The organism is Microbacterium sp. MMO-35 (genome assembly GCF_037147555.1).
GTDB lineage: Bacteria > Actinomycetota > Actinomycetes > Actinomycetales > Microbacteriaceae > Microbacterium.
Map to the genome: position 1 here is coordinate 358,809 of NZ_JBBCVH010000004.1, position 14,393 is coordinate 373,201.

At 72.0% G+C, this 14,393-nt stretch carries 11 protein-coding genes, 1 pseudogene and 1 riboswitch; of the genes and pseudogenes, 7 read left to right on the forward strand and 5 right to left on the reverse strand.

Features of this window, described 5'->3' with window-relative positions:
* Window positions 1-70 precede the first annotated feature (70 nt).
* From WFJ01_RS11325 to WFJ01_RS11335, 3 genes are all read left to right on the forward strand, one after another.
* A complete protein-coding gene (locus tag WFJ01_RS11325; RefSeq protein ID WP_336629085.1) occupies window positions 71-1,285 on the forward strand; it encodes an LLM class flavin-dependent oxidoreductase in 1,215 nt (404 codons plus the stop codon).
* A 1-nt stretch (window position 1,286) separates the two neighbouring features.
* Complete coding sequence (locus WFJ01_RS11330; RefSeq protein WP_251444534.1) at window positions 1,287-1,931, forward strand: FMN reductase; 645 nt, start codon at window positions 1,287-1,289, stop codon at window positions 1,929-1,931.
* A 65-nt stretch (window positions 1,932-1,996) separates the two neighbouring features.
* The gene (locus tag WFJ01_RS11335; protein ID WP_336629051.1) at window positions 1,997-3,349 is read left to right on the forward strand and encodes an FAD-binding oxidoreductase; all 1,353 of its coding nucleotides are present in this window, start codon (window positions 1,997-1,999) and stop codon (window positions 3,347-3,349) included.
* A 50-nt stretch (window positions 3,350-3,399) separates the two neighbouring features.
* On the opposite strand, the pseudogene WFJ01_RS11340 reads toward WFJ01_RS11335, so the two are convergent.
* From WFJ01_RS11340 to WFJ01_RS11350, 3 genes and pseudogenes are all read right to left on the reverse strand, one after another.
* Window positions 3,400-3,840 (reverse strand): annotated as a pseudogene (locus WFJ01_RS11340) (6,7-dimethyl-8-ribityllumazine synthase); the annotation flags it as partial.
* A 7-nt stretch (window positions 3,841-3,847) separates the two neighbouring features.
* A riboswitch (FMN riboswitch) is annotated at window positions 3,848-3,993 on the reverse strand.
* A 52-nt stretch (window positions 3,994-4,045) separates the two neighbouring features.
* Complete coding sequence (locus tag WFJ01_RS11345; protein WP_336629052.1) at window positions 4,046-4,738, reverse strand: response regulator; 693 nt, start codon at window positions 4,736-4,738, stop codon at window positions 4,046-4,048.
* A complete protein-coding gene (locus tag WFJ01_RS11350; protein WP_336629053.1) occupies window positions 4,735-6,030 on the reverse strand; it encodes a sensor histidine kinase in 1,296 nt (431 codons plus the stop codon). Before WFJ01_RS11350 ends, WFJ01_RS11345 begins: the two co-directional genes overlap by 4 nt.
* A 181-nt stretch (window positions 6,031-6,211) precedes the next feature.
* Between WFJ01_RS11350 and WFJ01_RS11355 the strand changes: the two genes are divergently transcribed.
* Window positions 6,212-7,666: a cation:dicarboxylate symporter family transporter gene (locus tag WFJ01_RS11355; RefSeq protein ID WP_336629054.1), complete on the forward strand. Its 1,455-nt coding sequence runs from the start codon at window positions 6,212-6,214 to the stop codon at window positions 7,664-7,666.
* A gap of 97 nt (window positions 7,667-7,763) precedes the next feature.
* A complete protein-coding gene (locus tag WFJ01_RS11360) occupies window positions 7,764-8,249 on the forward strand; it encodes an SRPBCC family protein (RefSeq protein ID WP_336629055.1) in 486 nt (161 codons plus the stop codon).
* A 7-nt stretch (window positions 8,250-8,256) separates the two neighbouring features.
* Here the strand turns inward: WFJ01_RS11360 and WFJ01_RS11365 are convergent, their stop codons facing one another.
* Window positions 8,257-9,465, reverse strand: a complete 1,209-nt coding sequence (locus tag WFJ01_RS11365; protein WP_336629056.1) for a hypothetical protein — start codon at window positions 9,463-9,465, stop codon at window positions 8,257-8,259.
* 125 nt (window positions 9,466-9,590) lie between these two features.
* Entirely contained in the window at window positions 9,591-9,761 is a 171-nt protein-coding gene (locus tag WFJ01_RS11370) for a DUF5302 domain-containing protein (RefSeq protein WP_091477308.1), read from the reverse strand.
* A gap of 219 nt (window positions 9,762-9,980) precedes the next feature.
* Between WFJ01_RS11370 and WFJ01_RS11375 the strand changes: the two genes are divergently transcribed.
* On the forward strand, window positions 9,981-11,906 hold the full coding sequence (locus WFJ01_RS11375) for a GDSL-type esterase/lipase family protein (RefSeq protein ID WP_336629057.1): 1,926 nt from the start codon (window positions 9,981-9,983) through the stop codon (window positions 11,904-11,906).
* Window positions 11,907-12,043: 137 nt separating this feature from the next.
* Window positions 12,044-14,320 carry a polyribonucleotide nucleotidyltransferase gene (locus tag WFJ01_RS11380; RefSeq protein ID WP_251444517.1) on the forward strand — a complete coding sequence of 759 codons (2,277 nt, stop codon included), beginning with the start codon at window positions 12,044-12,046 and terminating at the stop codon, window positions 14,318-14,320.
* Window positions 14,321-14,393 lie beyond the last annotated feature (73 nt).

Below are 14,393 nucleotides of genomic sequence, written 5' to 3' on the forward strand. Positions count from 1 at the left end.
TCACCAGATATATTCAAGTGAATAGAAATCTGAAGGAGACACAGTGAGCGAGTCGAGCACCTGGTCGGGCATGCAGTTCGGCCTCATGTCGGTCAGCGACATCACCCGCAACCCGGTCACGGGGGAGACCCCGAGCGAGCGCGAGCGGATCCAGAACACCCTCACGATCGCCAAGCACGCCGAAGAGGTCGGCCTCGACGTCTTCGCGATCGGCGAGCACCACAACCCGCCGTTCTGGTCGTCGAGCCCCACGACGTTCCTCGCCGCGCTCGCCGCGCAGACCGAGCGTCTCATCGTCTCCACCTCGACCACGCTCATCACCACGAACGACCCGGTGAAGATCGCCGAGGACTACGCGATGCTGCAGCACGTCTCCGGCGGCCGCATGGACCTCATGATGGGCCGCGGCAACACGGGCCCGGTGTACCCGTGGTTCGGCAAGGACATCCGGCAGGGGCTGCCCCTCGCGATCGAGAACTACGCGCTGCTGCACGAGCTGTGGACGAAGGACGTCGTGGACTGGGAGGGCAAGTTCCGCACCTCGCTGCAGGGCTTCACCTCCACCCCGCGCCCGCTCGACGGCATCGCCCCGTTCGTCTGGCACGGCTCCATCCGCACGCCGGAGATCGCAGAGCAGGCCGCATACTACGGCGACGGGTTCTTCGCGAACAACATCTTCTGGCCGAAGGAGCACTACCAGCGCCTCATCGAGCTGTACCGGCAGCGCTTCGCGCACTACGGTCACGGCACCCCGGAGCAGGCGATCGTGGGGCTCGGCGGCCAGGCGTTCATCCGCCCGAACTCCCAGGACGCGGTGAACGAGTTCCGTCCCTACTTCGACAACGCCCCGGTCTACGGCCACGGGCCGTCGATGGAGGACTTCACCGAGATGACGCCCCTCACCGTCGGGTCCCCGCAGCAGGTCATCGACCGCTACGCCGCGATGCGCGACCACTACGGCGACTACCAGCGTCAGCTCTTCCTCATGGACCACGCGGGGCTCCCGCTGAAGATCGTGCTCGAGCAGCTCGACCTGCTGGGCGGCGAGGTCGTGCCGGTGCTCCGCAAGGAGCTGGCGCAGAACCGCCCCGACACGGTGCCGGACGCGCCGACCCATGCCGCGCGCGTCAAGGCCGTGTACGGCGACGGGCCCTCTCGTGAGGCGCGCCCCGGTGCGAACCGCGGCGACAACCTCACCGCGGGGTCGCCGTACCAGGACGGCGGCGCGGTCCCGGCCGCGGCGGGCTCGTCGTTCGGAGCCGCGGCCACGAAGGGGGCGAACTGAGATGGGCGCCCGTCGCATCGCGGTGATCTCCGCAGGGCTCAGCAACCCGTCGTCCACGCGCATGCTGGCCGACCGCCTCGCGGCCGAGACCGCGCACCGGCTCACCGAGCTGGGCTCCGAGGTGAGCGTCGACGTGATCGAGCTGCGCGATCTCGCGCACGACATCACGAACAACCTGCTCACCGGATTCGCCCCGCCCGCGCTGGACTCGGCCATCAACACGGTCGTCTCGGCCGACGGCCTGATCGCCGTCACGCCGATCTTCTCGACGAGTTACTCCGGGCTGTTCAAGTCCTTCATCGACGTCCTCGACCCGGATGCGCTCTCCGGCAAGCCCGTGCTGATCGGGGCCAACGCCGGCACGGCGCGGCACTCGCTCGCGATCGACTACGCGATCCGCCCGCTGTTCACCTACCTGCACGCGGAGCCCGTGCCGACGGGGGTCTTCGCCGCCTCGAGCGACTGGGGGGCGAATGCCGACGAGGTCGCGCCGCTCAGCACGCGCGTCGAGCGCGGCGCGCGGGAGCTCGCGGAGGCGATGGCCCGGCGGGAGCCCGCGGCCGACAAGGATCCCTTCGATCCGGGCAACTACCTCGGAGAAGGGCGCTCGTTCGGGCACCTGCTCGGCGGTCTCGCAGGGGAGTAGGGCCGCGCAGCGCGCAGGGGCATGACGCCGCAGGGAATGTCCGTGGGGCATCCTAGGGTGGCGTCATGCCCCTTCTCTCTGCGTTCGACTCCCTTCCCGGTCGGCTCGACGGATCCCTCCTCCGTGCCGGAGACGACGGGTTCGACGCCGCCCGCCGCCCGTGGAACCTCTCGATCGATCAGCTGCCGGCGGTCGTCGCAGCCCCGGCAGGGCTCGACGACCTGCGCCTGATCCTCGCGGCCGCGCGCGAGGCGGGAACGCCTCTCGCCGTTCAGCCGAGCGGGCACGGCGCCTCCGGGGACCTGTCCGGCGCGGTGATCGTGCGCACGGCGGCCTTCGACCGGCTCGAGATCGATCACGACGCCGGAGTCGTGGTGGTCGGCAGCGGCGTGCGCTGGGGCGCCGTCGTCGACGCGCTCGAGGGCAGCGGATGGGCGGCGCCCGCGGGGACGAGCCCCGTCGTCTCCGTCGCGGGCTACACGCTCGGCGGCGGGCACTCCTGGTTCAGCCGCACGGCGGGTCTCGGATCCGACAACCTGCGCGCCGCGTGGGTGCTGCGGCCCGACGGCACGCACGAGCGCATCGACGACGGCAGCGACCCCGAGGCGATGTGGGCGCTGCGCGGGGCGGGCGGCGTCGTCGGGATCGTCACCGCGCTCGAGATCGACCTCGTCCGCGCCCCGGCGCAGTGGGGCGCCGCGCTGACCTTCGACGCGGCGGACACCGCCGCCGTGATCCGCGCCGTGCGGGATCTCGCCGCGGTGGCGCCCGCGACGCTCAACGTGTTCGCGAACTCGATGCGGATGCCGGACGTCCCGATGCTGCCCGAGGCGATCCGGGGCAAGAGCTTCCTGACCGTCCAGGCGCTGTCCGCCGACGGCGCGGCCGACGCGCTGCTCGACGGCGTCCGTCGTTCAGGCGCCGTGCAGCGGGAGACCGCAGGCCCGACCTCGCTCTGCGCCCTCGCCGCGGCCTCGGGGGAGCCGACCGAGCCGACCGCGGGCCGGGGCGCCTCCGTCGCGCTCGATCGACTGGACGACGCGACGATCGACGCCCTGGCGGAGTTCCGTCAGGCGCCCGAGCAGGCGCCGATCGTCGGGATCGACCTGCGCATGCTGGGCGGAGCGCTCGACGCACCGCGACGATCCGGGTTCGCCTCGCTCGCCTCCGCCTCGTGGCTCCTGCACGCGCTCGTGCCGGACTTCCCCGGGGCGCCGACCGAGCCCGGCGATGCGAGCATCGCGGGACTGGTCGACCTGCTCGCGCCGGCGGTCGCCGATCGGACGGTGCCGACGTTCCTCACGCCGGGGCAGACGCTCGAGCGGTGCGCCACGGAGTCCGACCTCGATCGGCTCCGGGCGGTGCGGGCGAGCGCCGACCCCGACGCCGTCCTGCACGAGGGACGCCTGCCGCGCTGAGATCCGCCTCAGCGACGGCGGGCGTGCCTGAGCCGGGCCTCGTGAGTCGGTCAGCCGATCGCGGCGAGGCTCTGCACGGTGGCCGACACGGCCTCGGCGAGCTCCCGGCCCTTCACGGAGAAGTGCCGGCGGAAGTAGTCCTGGTGCTCGTCGTGCTCGTGGAAGTGATGCGGGGTGAGCACCGCGGAGAACACCGGGACGTCGGTGCTGAGCTGCACGCGCATGAGCGCGTCGACGACGGATCCGGCGACGAAGTCGTGCCGGTAGATGCCGCCGTCCACGACGAGGGCGCTCGTGGCGATGGCGTCGTAGCGACCGGTGCGGGCGAGGCGCTGCGCGTGCAGCGGGATCTCGAACGCCCCGGGAACGCGGAACACGTCGACCTGGTCGATGCCGAGCTCGGCGAGGCGCTCGATGAAGGCGGAAACGGCCTGTTCGACGATCTCGGCGTGCCACTGCGCGGCGACGATGGCGATTCTGGGCATGGTGGACTGCTCCTTCTGTCCTCTCTCATCCGGACTGTGACCGTCGGCTCCGGAATCGCACCGGATCGGCGGTCCCCACCATGGGGACCGTTCGCGGGCTCGCGCGGACCATGCCGCGACACCGCCGGTGGGGACTCTCACCCCGCCCTGAGGACAGGACGACGCTATCACCGCGGTGAGGGCGCGCCGACCACGGCGACGGGCGGGACGGTCAGTGTGAAGCCGTTCCCGTTCCGGCCAGGCGGTACGCGGTCTCCGGACGTCCCGGCGCCCCGTAGCGCGGGGCGCGGATCGCGATCTGCTGGGCGACGAGGTGCTCCAGGTAGCGTCGCGCGGTGACCCGCGACACGCCCACGAGGGGTGCGGCCTCCGCCGCCGAGAGGTCGCCGTGGGCGCGCAGCACGGCGGTCACCGTCTGCAGCGTCTCGACCGCGAGTCCCTTCGGGAGGGCGATCGTCCCGGTCGTCGGTCCGCCGATCAGGGCGTCGATCTCCTCCTGGCTGGCGGCTCCGGCGAGGGCGATCGCGCGCTCGTGCCGGTCGCGGTACTGCAGCAGGCGTTCGCGGAAGACGGCGAACGGGAACGGCTTGAGCAGATACTGGGCGACGCCGAGCGCCGACATCCGCCGCACGGCCTCGACATCGCGGACACTCGTCACCGCGATCACGTCTATCGCGCTCCCGGCTCCGCGGATGCGCCGCAGGACGTCGATGCCGGATCCGTCCGGCATCGTGAGGTCCAGCAGCACCAGGTCGATCCGCTCCGCCTCCGTGGTCAGCGCGCTGAGCGCGGCGCGGACGCCGGTGCACTCGCCGACGACCTCGAAGCCGTCGAGCCGTGCGAGGTACGCCGAGTGCAGCTCGAGCGTGAGCGGATCGTCGTCGACGAGCAGGACGCCGATCATCCGGATCTCCTCTCCGACGGCGCGCCCGGCAGCGTGACACGGAACGCGGTCGGGTCTGCGGACAGCTCGACCCTCCCGCCGGCGGCGGTCACGATGTCGCGGACGAGGGCCAGTCCGACGCCGCGCCCCGTGCGGTCGCTCGGCTTGGTGGAGTAGCCGTGCTCGAAGATGCGCTCCCGGTCGTCCGCGGGGACTCCGGGGCCCCCGTCCGCGACGGTGATCGCGACGGCGCCGCCGTCCGCCGCCGTCACGTCCACCCGCACCCAGCGGTCGGCGCCCGTCCCGGCCTGACGCGCGGCGTCGAGGGCGTTGTCGATGAGGTTGCCGACCACGGCGACGGCGTCGACCGGGGGCAGATCCGCACGGGGAGCGGCCGGATCCACCTGGACCTGCCAGCGCACGCCGCGTTCCTTCGCCTGGGAGGCCTTGCCGAGCAGCAGCGCGCCGAGCGTCGGATCCCCGTCCCGCAGCGTCATCTGGTCGATCACCGACTGGCTCTGCAGGGACGATTCGGACAGCAACGCGATCGCCTCGTCGCGGCGGTCGAGCTCGAGCAGAGACAGCGCTGTGTGCAGGCGGTTGCCGTGTTCGTGGGTCTGCGCGCGCAGCGCCTCGCCGAGCGTGCGCACCGACTCGTACCCGGCCACGGCCTCGCGCACATCGCGGGCATCCAGATCGCCCGTGATGCGCCGTGTCGCGAGCCGGGCGAGCACGGCCCCGATCGCGCCCAGGGCCACGACGGCGAGGGTCAGCAGCACGATCACGGGCAGGCGTCTCAGCAGCGCCCCGGCGAGCGACTCCACGGTCACGCCCGCCGACACCCAGCCGACGATCGCGCCGTCCGCGTCGTGGACCGGGGCGATCGTGCGCACGGACGGCCCGAGCGTCCCCGTGTACTGCTCGGTGAGGGGACGACCGTCGGCGGGGATCGTGCCCAGGTACTTCTCGCCGATCCGGGCGGGATCCGGATGCGTGAGGCGCACGCCGTCGCGGTCCATCACGGTGATGAAGTCGAGCCCGGCGCCGGTGCGGGCGGACTCGACGTACGCGCGCAGACCCGCCGCCGCCGTGGGGCGGTCGGCGGCGGTCACGGCGGCCTCGATCTCCGGTGCCGCGGCGAGCGCCTGCGCGATCGCCGCGGTGACGTGCTCTGCCTCCTGCCGCGCCGAGGTCTGCGCCTCCCAGGTGAGGAACGCCCCGATCGCGGCGCCGATCAGCAGCACGGATCCGATCAGGAGCGCGAACACGCGTGATGCCGCACTGCGCACTCCGCCGCGTCTTGTCGTCGCCATCGCCGATCCCGACCTCCTCAGCCAGTATGCGCGAGCTCCCCGGACCAGCGGCGGCCCGGAGCGGATCCGAGCCGGTTTCAATACGACCAGAACTCGCCGGGCAGCGCCGCGGATCCGCACGATGGTCGGCACAGCCCGCCCGCAGGGGTGCGGGCTTCAGGTTCACTCAGCGGAGGCGATGATGGCTCTCACCGAAGGTTTCACTCTCCCGCGGCACGACTGGCGCCGCGGCAAGAACTCCTGGGACAAGCACACCTGGCTCTATGTGTCCGTGCTCATCGCGGTGGCCCTCGGGATCGCCGTGGGGCTCGTGTTCCCGCAGTTCGCGCAGGGTCTCGAACCCATCGGCAAGGGATTCGTGAGCCTCATCAAGATGATGATCGCGCCGATCATCTTCTGCACGATCGTGATCGGCGTCGGATCCATCGCGAAGGCGGCGACGGTCGGCAAGATCGGCGGGCTCGCGCTCGTCTACTTCATGGTGATGTCGACGTTCGCCCTCGCGATCGGGCTGGTCGTCGGCAACATCATCCATCCCGGCGAGGGGCTGCACATGGCGGGCGCGACCTATGAGGTCGCGACGACCGAGGCGAAGACGACGCAGGACTTCATCCTCGGCATCATCCCCGCCACGTTCTTCGGCGCCTTCACCGGCGAGAGCGTGCTGCAGGTGCTCTTCATCGCGCTGCTCGTCGGGTTCGCGCTGCAGGGGCTGGGGGAGCGCGGCGCGCCCATCATGACGGCGATCAAGCACCTGCAGACGCTCGTGTTCCGCGTGCTCGGGATGATCCTGTGGCTCGCCCCGCTCGGCGCGTTCGGCGCGATCGCCGCCGTGGTCGGAAAGACGGGCGTCGCGGCGATCTGGAGCCTCGGGATCCTCCTCGGTGCGTTCTACCTGACCTGCATCGTGTTCATCGTCGTGGTGCTGGGCGGGATCCTGATGCTCGTCGCGCGGGTGAACATCTTCCAGCTCATGAAGTACCTGGCGCGCGAGTACCTGCTGATCGTCGGCACCTCGTCGTCCGAGTCGGCGCTGCCTCGCCTGATCGCGAAGATGGAGCACCTCGGGGTCGCGAAGCCCGTCGTCGGCATCACGGTGCCGACCGGCTACTCGTTCAACCTCGACGGCACGGCGATCTACCTCACGATGGCGTCCCTGTTCATCGCGACGGGCCTCGGCCAGCCGATGTCGATCCCCGAGCAGATCGGCCTCCTCGTCTTCATGATCATCGCGAGCAAGGGCGCCGCGGGCGTCACCGGCGCCGGGCTCGCGACGCTGGCGGGCGGCCTGCAGGCGTACCGGCCCGACCTCGTGAACGGCGTGGGCGTGATCGTGGGCATCGACCGCTTCATGTCGGAGGGCCGCGCGCTGACCAACTTCACCGGCAACGCGGTCGCCACGATCCTCATCGGCACCTGGACGAAGCAGATCGATGCGGAGCAGGTGCGCGCGGTCCTCTCCGGTGCGCGGCCGTTCGACGAGTCGACCCTGGACGGCGTCGGGCACGACGCGCCCTCTGCCGCGCTCGGCCGCGGTGAGGCGGAGGCGGTCAGCACCGAGACGCTCGGGCACGCCGCCGTGGACGAGATGGCCGCCAAGCAGGAGCGGGCACGCGCTCGCGCCGGGCGCGGCTGACCCGGATCGCCCGCCGAGGCCGGGGCGGGGCGCCGACGACGCCCCGCCCCGGCCGTCGCGTGCCTCGCCGTCGCGGCCGAGGCGCTAGCGTCGGAGCATGCCCGTCGTCCAGGCCGCCGTCGTCGTCCCGATCTCCCCCGACCTGGCCTTCGCGGTCTCGCAGACGACGGGGGACGTGCGACGCCGCTGGGACGGCTTCATCCACGCGCAGCACTTCCTCGACGGTGCGACGACCCCGGCGAAGGGCGTGCGCACCTTCACCCGGCAGAGGTTCGGCCTCGCCATGACCACCCACTACGTCTCCTACGCCCCGCCGACGACCGTGGGGATGGTGATGGAGCGCGGGCCGTGGTTCCTCCGCACGCTCGGCGCGGGCTGGCGCTTCGAACCGGTGGACGGCGGCACGCGCGCCGTCTGGAAGTACAGCTTCACCTGCCGACCCGCGTGGCTCGCCCCCGTCGCGGAACGCATCGGCACCGTCGTCCTGGGACGGGAGATCCGCCGCAGGATCGCCGGTTTCGCGCGCGGCTGTGCGGATCCGGTCGTCCTCGACGCCGCCCGCGCGGCGCGGGCTCGTCCCTGAGGACTGCTCAGTACCAGTTGTTCGAGACCTCGTGCGCCCAGGCGCCGCAGGGGGACCCGTACCGGTCCTGGATGTAGTTCAGCCCCCAGTCGATCTGGGTGTTCCCGTTGGTGCGCCAGTCGGGGCCGGCCGCCGCCAGCTTCTCGGCGGGCAGGGCCTGCGGGATCCCGTAGGCATCGCTGTCGGGGTTGAGCGCGTCCGCACGCCAGCTGGACTCCTGCATCCACAGGCGGTACAGGCAGGGGAACTGATCCTGGCCCCAGCCGTAGTTGCCGAGCTGCCCGGCGGCGTAAGCCTGGGCGCCGGCCGGGTCGACGTTCACCCCGCCCCCGCCGAGGTCGGTGGATCCGCCTCCGGAGCCGCCCGAGGAGCCGCCGCCGGAACCCGCGGCCGCGGCCGCGGCGGCCGCCTCGCGCTGCAGCTCGGCCTGGCGCTCCTGCTCGGCCACCTGCTGGCCGAGCCGGTAGCGGCGCTCGACGTCCGCCGTGGTGTTCTTCAGCGCGGCGAGCTGTTGATAGAGCGTCGTGACGTGGCCCTGCAGGTCCTGGACCGCGGCGGCCTCGGCATCCGCGGCCGCTTTCGCCTCCCGGGCGGCCTGCTCCGCCGCCGTCGCCCGCTGATCGCGTGCCGTGCGCGCCGTCTGCGCCTGATCCCGCAGCGTGGCCGCAACCCCCTGCTCCGCGAGAGCGCGTGCGCCGAGAGTGCTCCACGTCGTGTCCAGGCGCTGCATGACCCCGAGCCGGGTGAGCAGCTGATCCGGATCCGAAGCGGTCAGGAGGCGTACGGAGAGCGGCGCAGCGGTCTCCGTACGGGCCCGGCCGGCGATGATCGTTCCCACCTGTTCGTGCGTGCGCTCGGCCGCCGCAGTGGCGTCGGCCGCCTGTGCGGTCAGCTGATCGGCGCGCTTCGCGGCGGCATCGGCGTCGGCTCGCGCGGCGTCGGAGGCTTGGGCCGCCTTCATCGCGGCGGTCGAGTCGTCCGCCGCCTTCTGCTGCGTTCCCGCGAGGGCGTCGTTCACTTTGGCGATCTCGTCCTGCGTGGCCTGTTCGTCGCCCTGCGCGTTCTGCACGTCCTGCCAGGACGGGTAGTCGTCCGCGTACGCCGGCGCCGCGACCATCGGGCCCGCCACGAGCGTCGAGGTCGCCAGGATCGCGGCGAGCAGGCGCGCGGCGCGGCCCCTTCGCGAGGCAGCGGCGGTTCGGGACGGATCGCTCACCTTTCGACCGTAACCCGGTTGCCTGTGGATCGGAACCGCGACGGCACGGACCGGTCTCGGGGGCCCGCATGCGGAGGGGCGCCGACGGCGATGCGTCGGCGCCCCTTACCGGGTGGATACGGGCTTCAGCCGCTCTTGCGGCGGAACTCGCGCTTGGTCTGCGCGGCGTGTGTGCCGTGCACGGCGGAGTCGCCGTCCAGATGCGCCTCGCCCCGATGCTGCTGGGCGTTCTTCTTCTCGAGCGCCTCCTTGAACTTGCGCTTCATGTCCGCAGCGGCGGTGTCGTCGGTACTCATGCGCGCCAGCCTAGGGCGTGCGTCCCGACAGGGCCATCGTCGCCGCGGCTCGTCGCCGGTCGCGTGCCGGTCCCGAGGACGGCATCGTCGGCGGAGGACGCGGCGGCAGACGATCGGTGACCGGGTGCCGTGCATCCGGTGAACACTGCGCGATGATCGCCGATCCGGGCGCCTCCGGAGCCGGCGGGGCGGGATCCTGATCACGTGAGAGCAGCGATCGTGACGGAATCCTTCCTCCCGCACATGAACGGCGTGACCGGGAGCGTCCTGCAGATCCTCCGCCATCTCGAGCGTCACGGACATGAGGCCCGTGTGTACGCGCCCGCGGCCGCGGACATGCCGCGCATGATCGGGCACGCGCGGATCGAGCCGATCCCGTCGGTCGCCCTGCCCGGCTACCGCACCGTGCGGGTGGGCACCTCGAGCGCGCACCGGCTGTCCGTCGCACTGGCCCGCTTCGAGCCCGACGTCGTGCACCTCGCGTCGCCCTTCGCGCTGGGCTGGCGCGGTGCGCTCGCCGCGGAGCGCATCGGGGTGCCGTCGGTCGCGGCGTACCAGACCGACGTCGCCGCCTACGCCGCCCGCTACGGAGTGGCCCTCACCACCGCGCTCGCCGAAGCGCACATCGCGCGTCTGCACCGTCGGGCGACGCTGACCCTCGCTCCGTCGTCGGAGTCGGAGGAGCAGCTCGCCCGTCTCGGCGTCGACCGGGTGCGTCGCTGGGGCAGGGGAGTGGACGCCGAGCGCTTCCACCCCGATCGGCGGGTGGCGGACTGGGAGCACCGGGGCGGGGCGGACGTCGTCGTCGGCTACGTCGGGCGGCTGGCGCCGGAGAAGCAGGTGGAGGATCTGCGCGTGCTCGCCGACCTCCCCGGGGTGCGGCTCGTGATCGTGGGCGACGGGCCCGCCCGTCCCCGTCTCGAGGCGCTGCTGCCCGGCGCGCTCTTCCTGGGGCACCTCGGCGGGGCCGAGCTCGCCCGGGCGATGGCGTCCTTCGACGTCTTCGTGCATCCGGGGGAGAGCGAGACCTTCGGTCAGACGCTGCAGGAGGCCCACGCGAGCGGGATCCCGGTGGTCGCGACGGGCCGGGGCGGGCCGCTCGACCTCGTGCGGAGGGGGATCGACGGCTGGCTCTACCGCCCGGGCGATCTCGAGGATCTGCGCGAGCGGGTGCGGGATCTCGCCGGTGACGCCCGCAAACGGCAGGCGTTCGGCCGCGCGGGTCGCGAGGCGGTCGAGGGGCGCAGCTGGAGCGCCGTGTGCGACCAGCTCCTCGGGCACTTCGCCGAGGCGCAGGAGCTGCACAGGGCCGACGCGGGCCTCCGCGCTCCCCGGGCGGTGCGACCCGAGCCCGCGCCGGCGGGGGAGCGCAAGCACTGGCGCCGCTATGTCGCGCTCGGCGACTCGCTGACCGAGGGCCTGTGCGATCCGGGGCCGGACGGCGCACTGCGCGGCTGGGCGGATCGGCTCGCTCTGCTGCTGGCCGCCCGGGAACCGCTGGACTACGCGAACCTCGCGATCCGCTCGAAGCGCGTCGAGGACGTCTGCGGCACGCAGCTGCAGCGCGCCCTCGAGCTGCGCCCGGATCTCGCGTCGATCCTCGTCGGCGCGAACGACCTGGTGAAGCGGCGCGCCTCGATCCCGCGGCTCGCGGCGCGTCTCGAGGACGCCGTTCGGCAGCTGCGCGAGGCGGGCGCCGACGTCCTGCTCGTGACGGCGTTCCTGCCGGGGAACCCGGCGGCGCGGATCTACGCCCGCCGGTTCTCCGCCTGGGCCACGGCGCTCGCGGGCATCGCCCGCCGCCAGGGCGCGATCCTGCTGGACACCGACCTGCACCCGCAGCTCGCCGAGAGGCCGAACTGGGGGGAGGACCTCGTGCACCTCTCCAGTCGGGGGCACCGCTTCCTCGCGTATCGGGCCGGCGGCGTGCTCGGCGTGGCCCTCGCGGACGAGCTCGGAGCGCTGGACGAGGCCCTGCACGCGTCGGAGCGCACCGGGGCCGGCGTGTGGTGGCGTCGGCATGCGCTGCCCTGGGTGTGGCGGCGTCTGCACGGACGGGCCGCGGGCGACGGACGCAGCGCGAAGCACCACGACTACGTGCGCCTCGGCCGCGAGCGGGGAGTGCGGGAGCCGAGCGAGGTCTGATCGGCTGCGCGGCGGGAGAGGCCGGGGCAGCTGTTGCGCCGCGCGCTGATAGGATCGAACAGGATGCCTCTGTGCGCATCCGTCCATGCTCGCGCTCCACACGGGAGAGCGAGCCTAAACAAAGAAGGAGAGACCTCTTGGAAGGTCCTGAAATCACTGCCACCGAGGCCGTTCTCGACAACGGCCGCTTCGGCACCCGCACCGTCCGCTTCGAGACGGGCCGTCTCGCGCAGCAGGCGCAGGGCGCGGTCGCCGCTTACCTCGACGAGGAGACGATGCTCCTCTCGGCCACGAGCGCGGGCAAGTCGCCGCGCGAGGGCTTCGACTTCTTCCCGCTGACCGTCGACGTCGAGGAGCGCTCGTACGCCGCGGGCAAGATCCCCGGCTCGTTCTTCCGTCGCGAGGGCCGTCCGTCCACCGAGGCGATCCTCGTCTGCCGTCTGATCGACCGTCCGCTGCGTCCGTCGTTCGTCGACGGCCTGCGCAACGAGGTGCAGATCGTCATCACCGTCCTGAGCATCGCTCCGGGCGAGTACTACGACGCGCTCGCGATCAACGCGGCGTCCGCGTCGACCCAGATCTCGGGCCTGCCGTTCTCCGGCCCCGTGGCCGGTGTGCGCCTCGCGTTCATCCCCGGCCACGGCGAGCACGCGGACCAGTGGGTCGCGTTCCCCAACGCGGAGCAGGTCGAGCAGGCCGTCTTCGACCTCGTCGTCGCGGGCCGCGTGGTCACCAAGGGCGACGGCAGCACCGACGTCGCGATCATGATGGTGGAGGCCGAGGCGACCGAGGGCAGCTGGAACCTGATCAAGGCCGGCGCCACCAAGCCCAGCGAGGACATCGTCGCCCAGGGTCTCGAGGCGGCCAAGCCGTTCCTCAAGCAGCTCGTCGAGGCGCAGGCGCAGCTCGCCGCCACGGCGTCGAAGGAGCCGGGCGTGTACCCGGTCTTCCTGCCGTACAGCGAGGAGACGTTCGACTTCGTCTCGTCCCGCGCCTTCGCCGAGCTCGTCGACGTCTACCAGATCGCCGACAAGCAGGAGCGCCAGAACGCCGACGACGCGATCAAGGACCGTGTCAAGGCCGAGCTGGTCGCCGCCGTCGAGGCCGGCGAGCAGCCGGAGATCGCCCTCAGCGAGTTCTCCGCCGCCTACAAGTCCGTCACGAAGAAGATCGTGCGCGGCCGGATCCTCACCGAGGGCGTCCGCATCGACGGTCGCGGCCTCGCGGACATCCGCCCGCTCGACGCCGAGGTGCAGGTCATCCCGCGCGTGCACGGCTCCGCGATCTTCCAGCGCGGCGAGACCCAGATCCTGGGCGTCACCACGCTCAACATGCTCAAGATGGAGCAGCAGATCGACTCGCTGTCGCCCACCACGAGCAAGCGCTACATGCACCACTACAACTTCCCGCCCTACTCGACCGGCGAGACTGGCCGCGTGGGTTCGCCGAAGCGTCGCGAGATCGGGCACGGCTTCCTCGCCGAGCGCGCCCTCGTGCCGGTGCTGCCGAGCCGCGAGGAGTTCCCCTACGCGATCCGTCAGGTCTCCGAGGCGCTCAGCTCCAACGGATCCACCTCGATGGGCTCCGTCTGCGCCTCGACCCTGTCGCTGCTGAACGCGGGTGTGCCGCTGCGCGCCCCCGTCGCCGGCATCGCGATGGGCCTCGTGTCCGACCAGGTCGACGGTGAGACCCGCTACGCGGCGCTCACCGACATCCTCGGCGCCGAGGACGCCCTCGGCGACATGGACTTCAAGGTCGCCGGCACGAGCGAGTTCGTCACCGCGATCCAGCTGGACACCAAGCTCGACGGCATCCCCTCCGAGGTGCTCGCCGGCGCGCTGACCCAGGCCAAGGACGCGCGTCTGACGATCCTCAACGTGCTCAACGCCGCGATCGACAGCCCCGATGAGATGGCGCCGACCGCGCCGCGCGTGATCAGCGTGCAGATCCCGGTCGACAAGATCGGCGAGCTGATCGGCCCGAAGGGCAAGACGATCAACGCGATCCAGGACGAGACCGGCGCGCAGATCTCCATCGAGGAGGACGGCACCGTCTACATCGGCGCGACCGACGGCCCGTCGGCCGAGGCCGCCCGTGCCCAGGTGAACGCGATCGCCAACCCGACCAACCCCGAGGTCGGTGAGCAGTTCCTCGGCACGGTCGTCAAGATCGCGACCTTCGGCGCGTTCGTCTCCCTGCTCCCGGGCAAGGACGGCCTGCTGCACGTCACCGAGGTGCGCAAGCTCGCCGGTGGCAAGCGCGTGGAGAACGTCGACGACGTGCTCTCCGTCGGCCAGAAGATCCTCGTGAAGATCACGAAGATCGACGACCGCGGCAAGCTCTCGCTCGAGCCCGTCATCGACGAGGCTCCGGCCGAGGCCGCGGAGCCGGTCGCCGAGACCGCCGAGGCCTGATTCCGCACGAAAAGGCCCGTTGTGTCCGCCGAAGGGGGGACATGGCGGGCCTTTTCGCGTCTTCGTGACCGAA

What these genes read in the sequence shown, in the direction of transcription:
- WFJ01_RS11345 (WP_336629052.1), bottom strand. Translation starts at nt 4,738, where the DNA reads ATGATCGGCGTCCTGCTCGTCGACGACGATCCGCTCACGCTCGAGCTG.
- WFJ01_RS11325 (WP_336629085.1), top strand. Translation starts at nt 71, where the DNA reads ATGCAGTTCGGCCTCATGTCGGTCAGCGACATCACCCGCAACCCGGTC.
- WFJ01_RS11355 (WP_336629054.1), top strand. Translation starts at nt 6,212, where the DNA reads ATGGCTCTCACCGAAGGTTTCACTCTCCCGCGGCACGACTGGCGCCGC.
- WFJ01_RS11360 (WP_336629055.1), top strand. Translation starts at nt 7,764, where the DNA reads ATGCCCGTCGTCCAGGCCGCCGTCGTCGTCCCGATCTCCCCCGACCTG.
- WFJ01_RS11350 (WP_336629053.1), bottom strand. Translation starts at nt 6,030, where the DNA reads ATGGCGACGACAAGACGCGGCGGAGTGCGCAGTGCGGCATCACGCGTG.
- WFJ01_RS11330 (WP_251444534.1), top strand. Translation starts at nt 1,287, where the DNA reads ATGGGCGCCCGTCGCATCGCGGTGATCTCCGCAGGGCTCAGCAACCCG.
- WFJ01_RS11370 (WP_091477308.1), bottom strand. Translation starts at nt 9,761, where the DNA reads ATGAGTACCGACGACACCGCCGCTGCGGACATGAAGCGCAAGTTCAAG.
- WFJ01_RS11335 (WP_336629051.1), top strand. Translation starts at nt 1,997, where the DNA reads ATGCCCCTTCTCTCTGCGTTCGACTCCCTTCCCGGTCGGCTCGACGGA.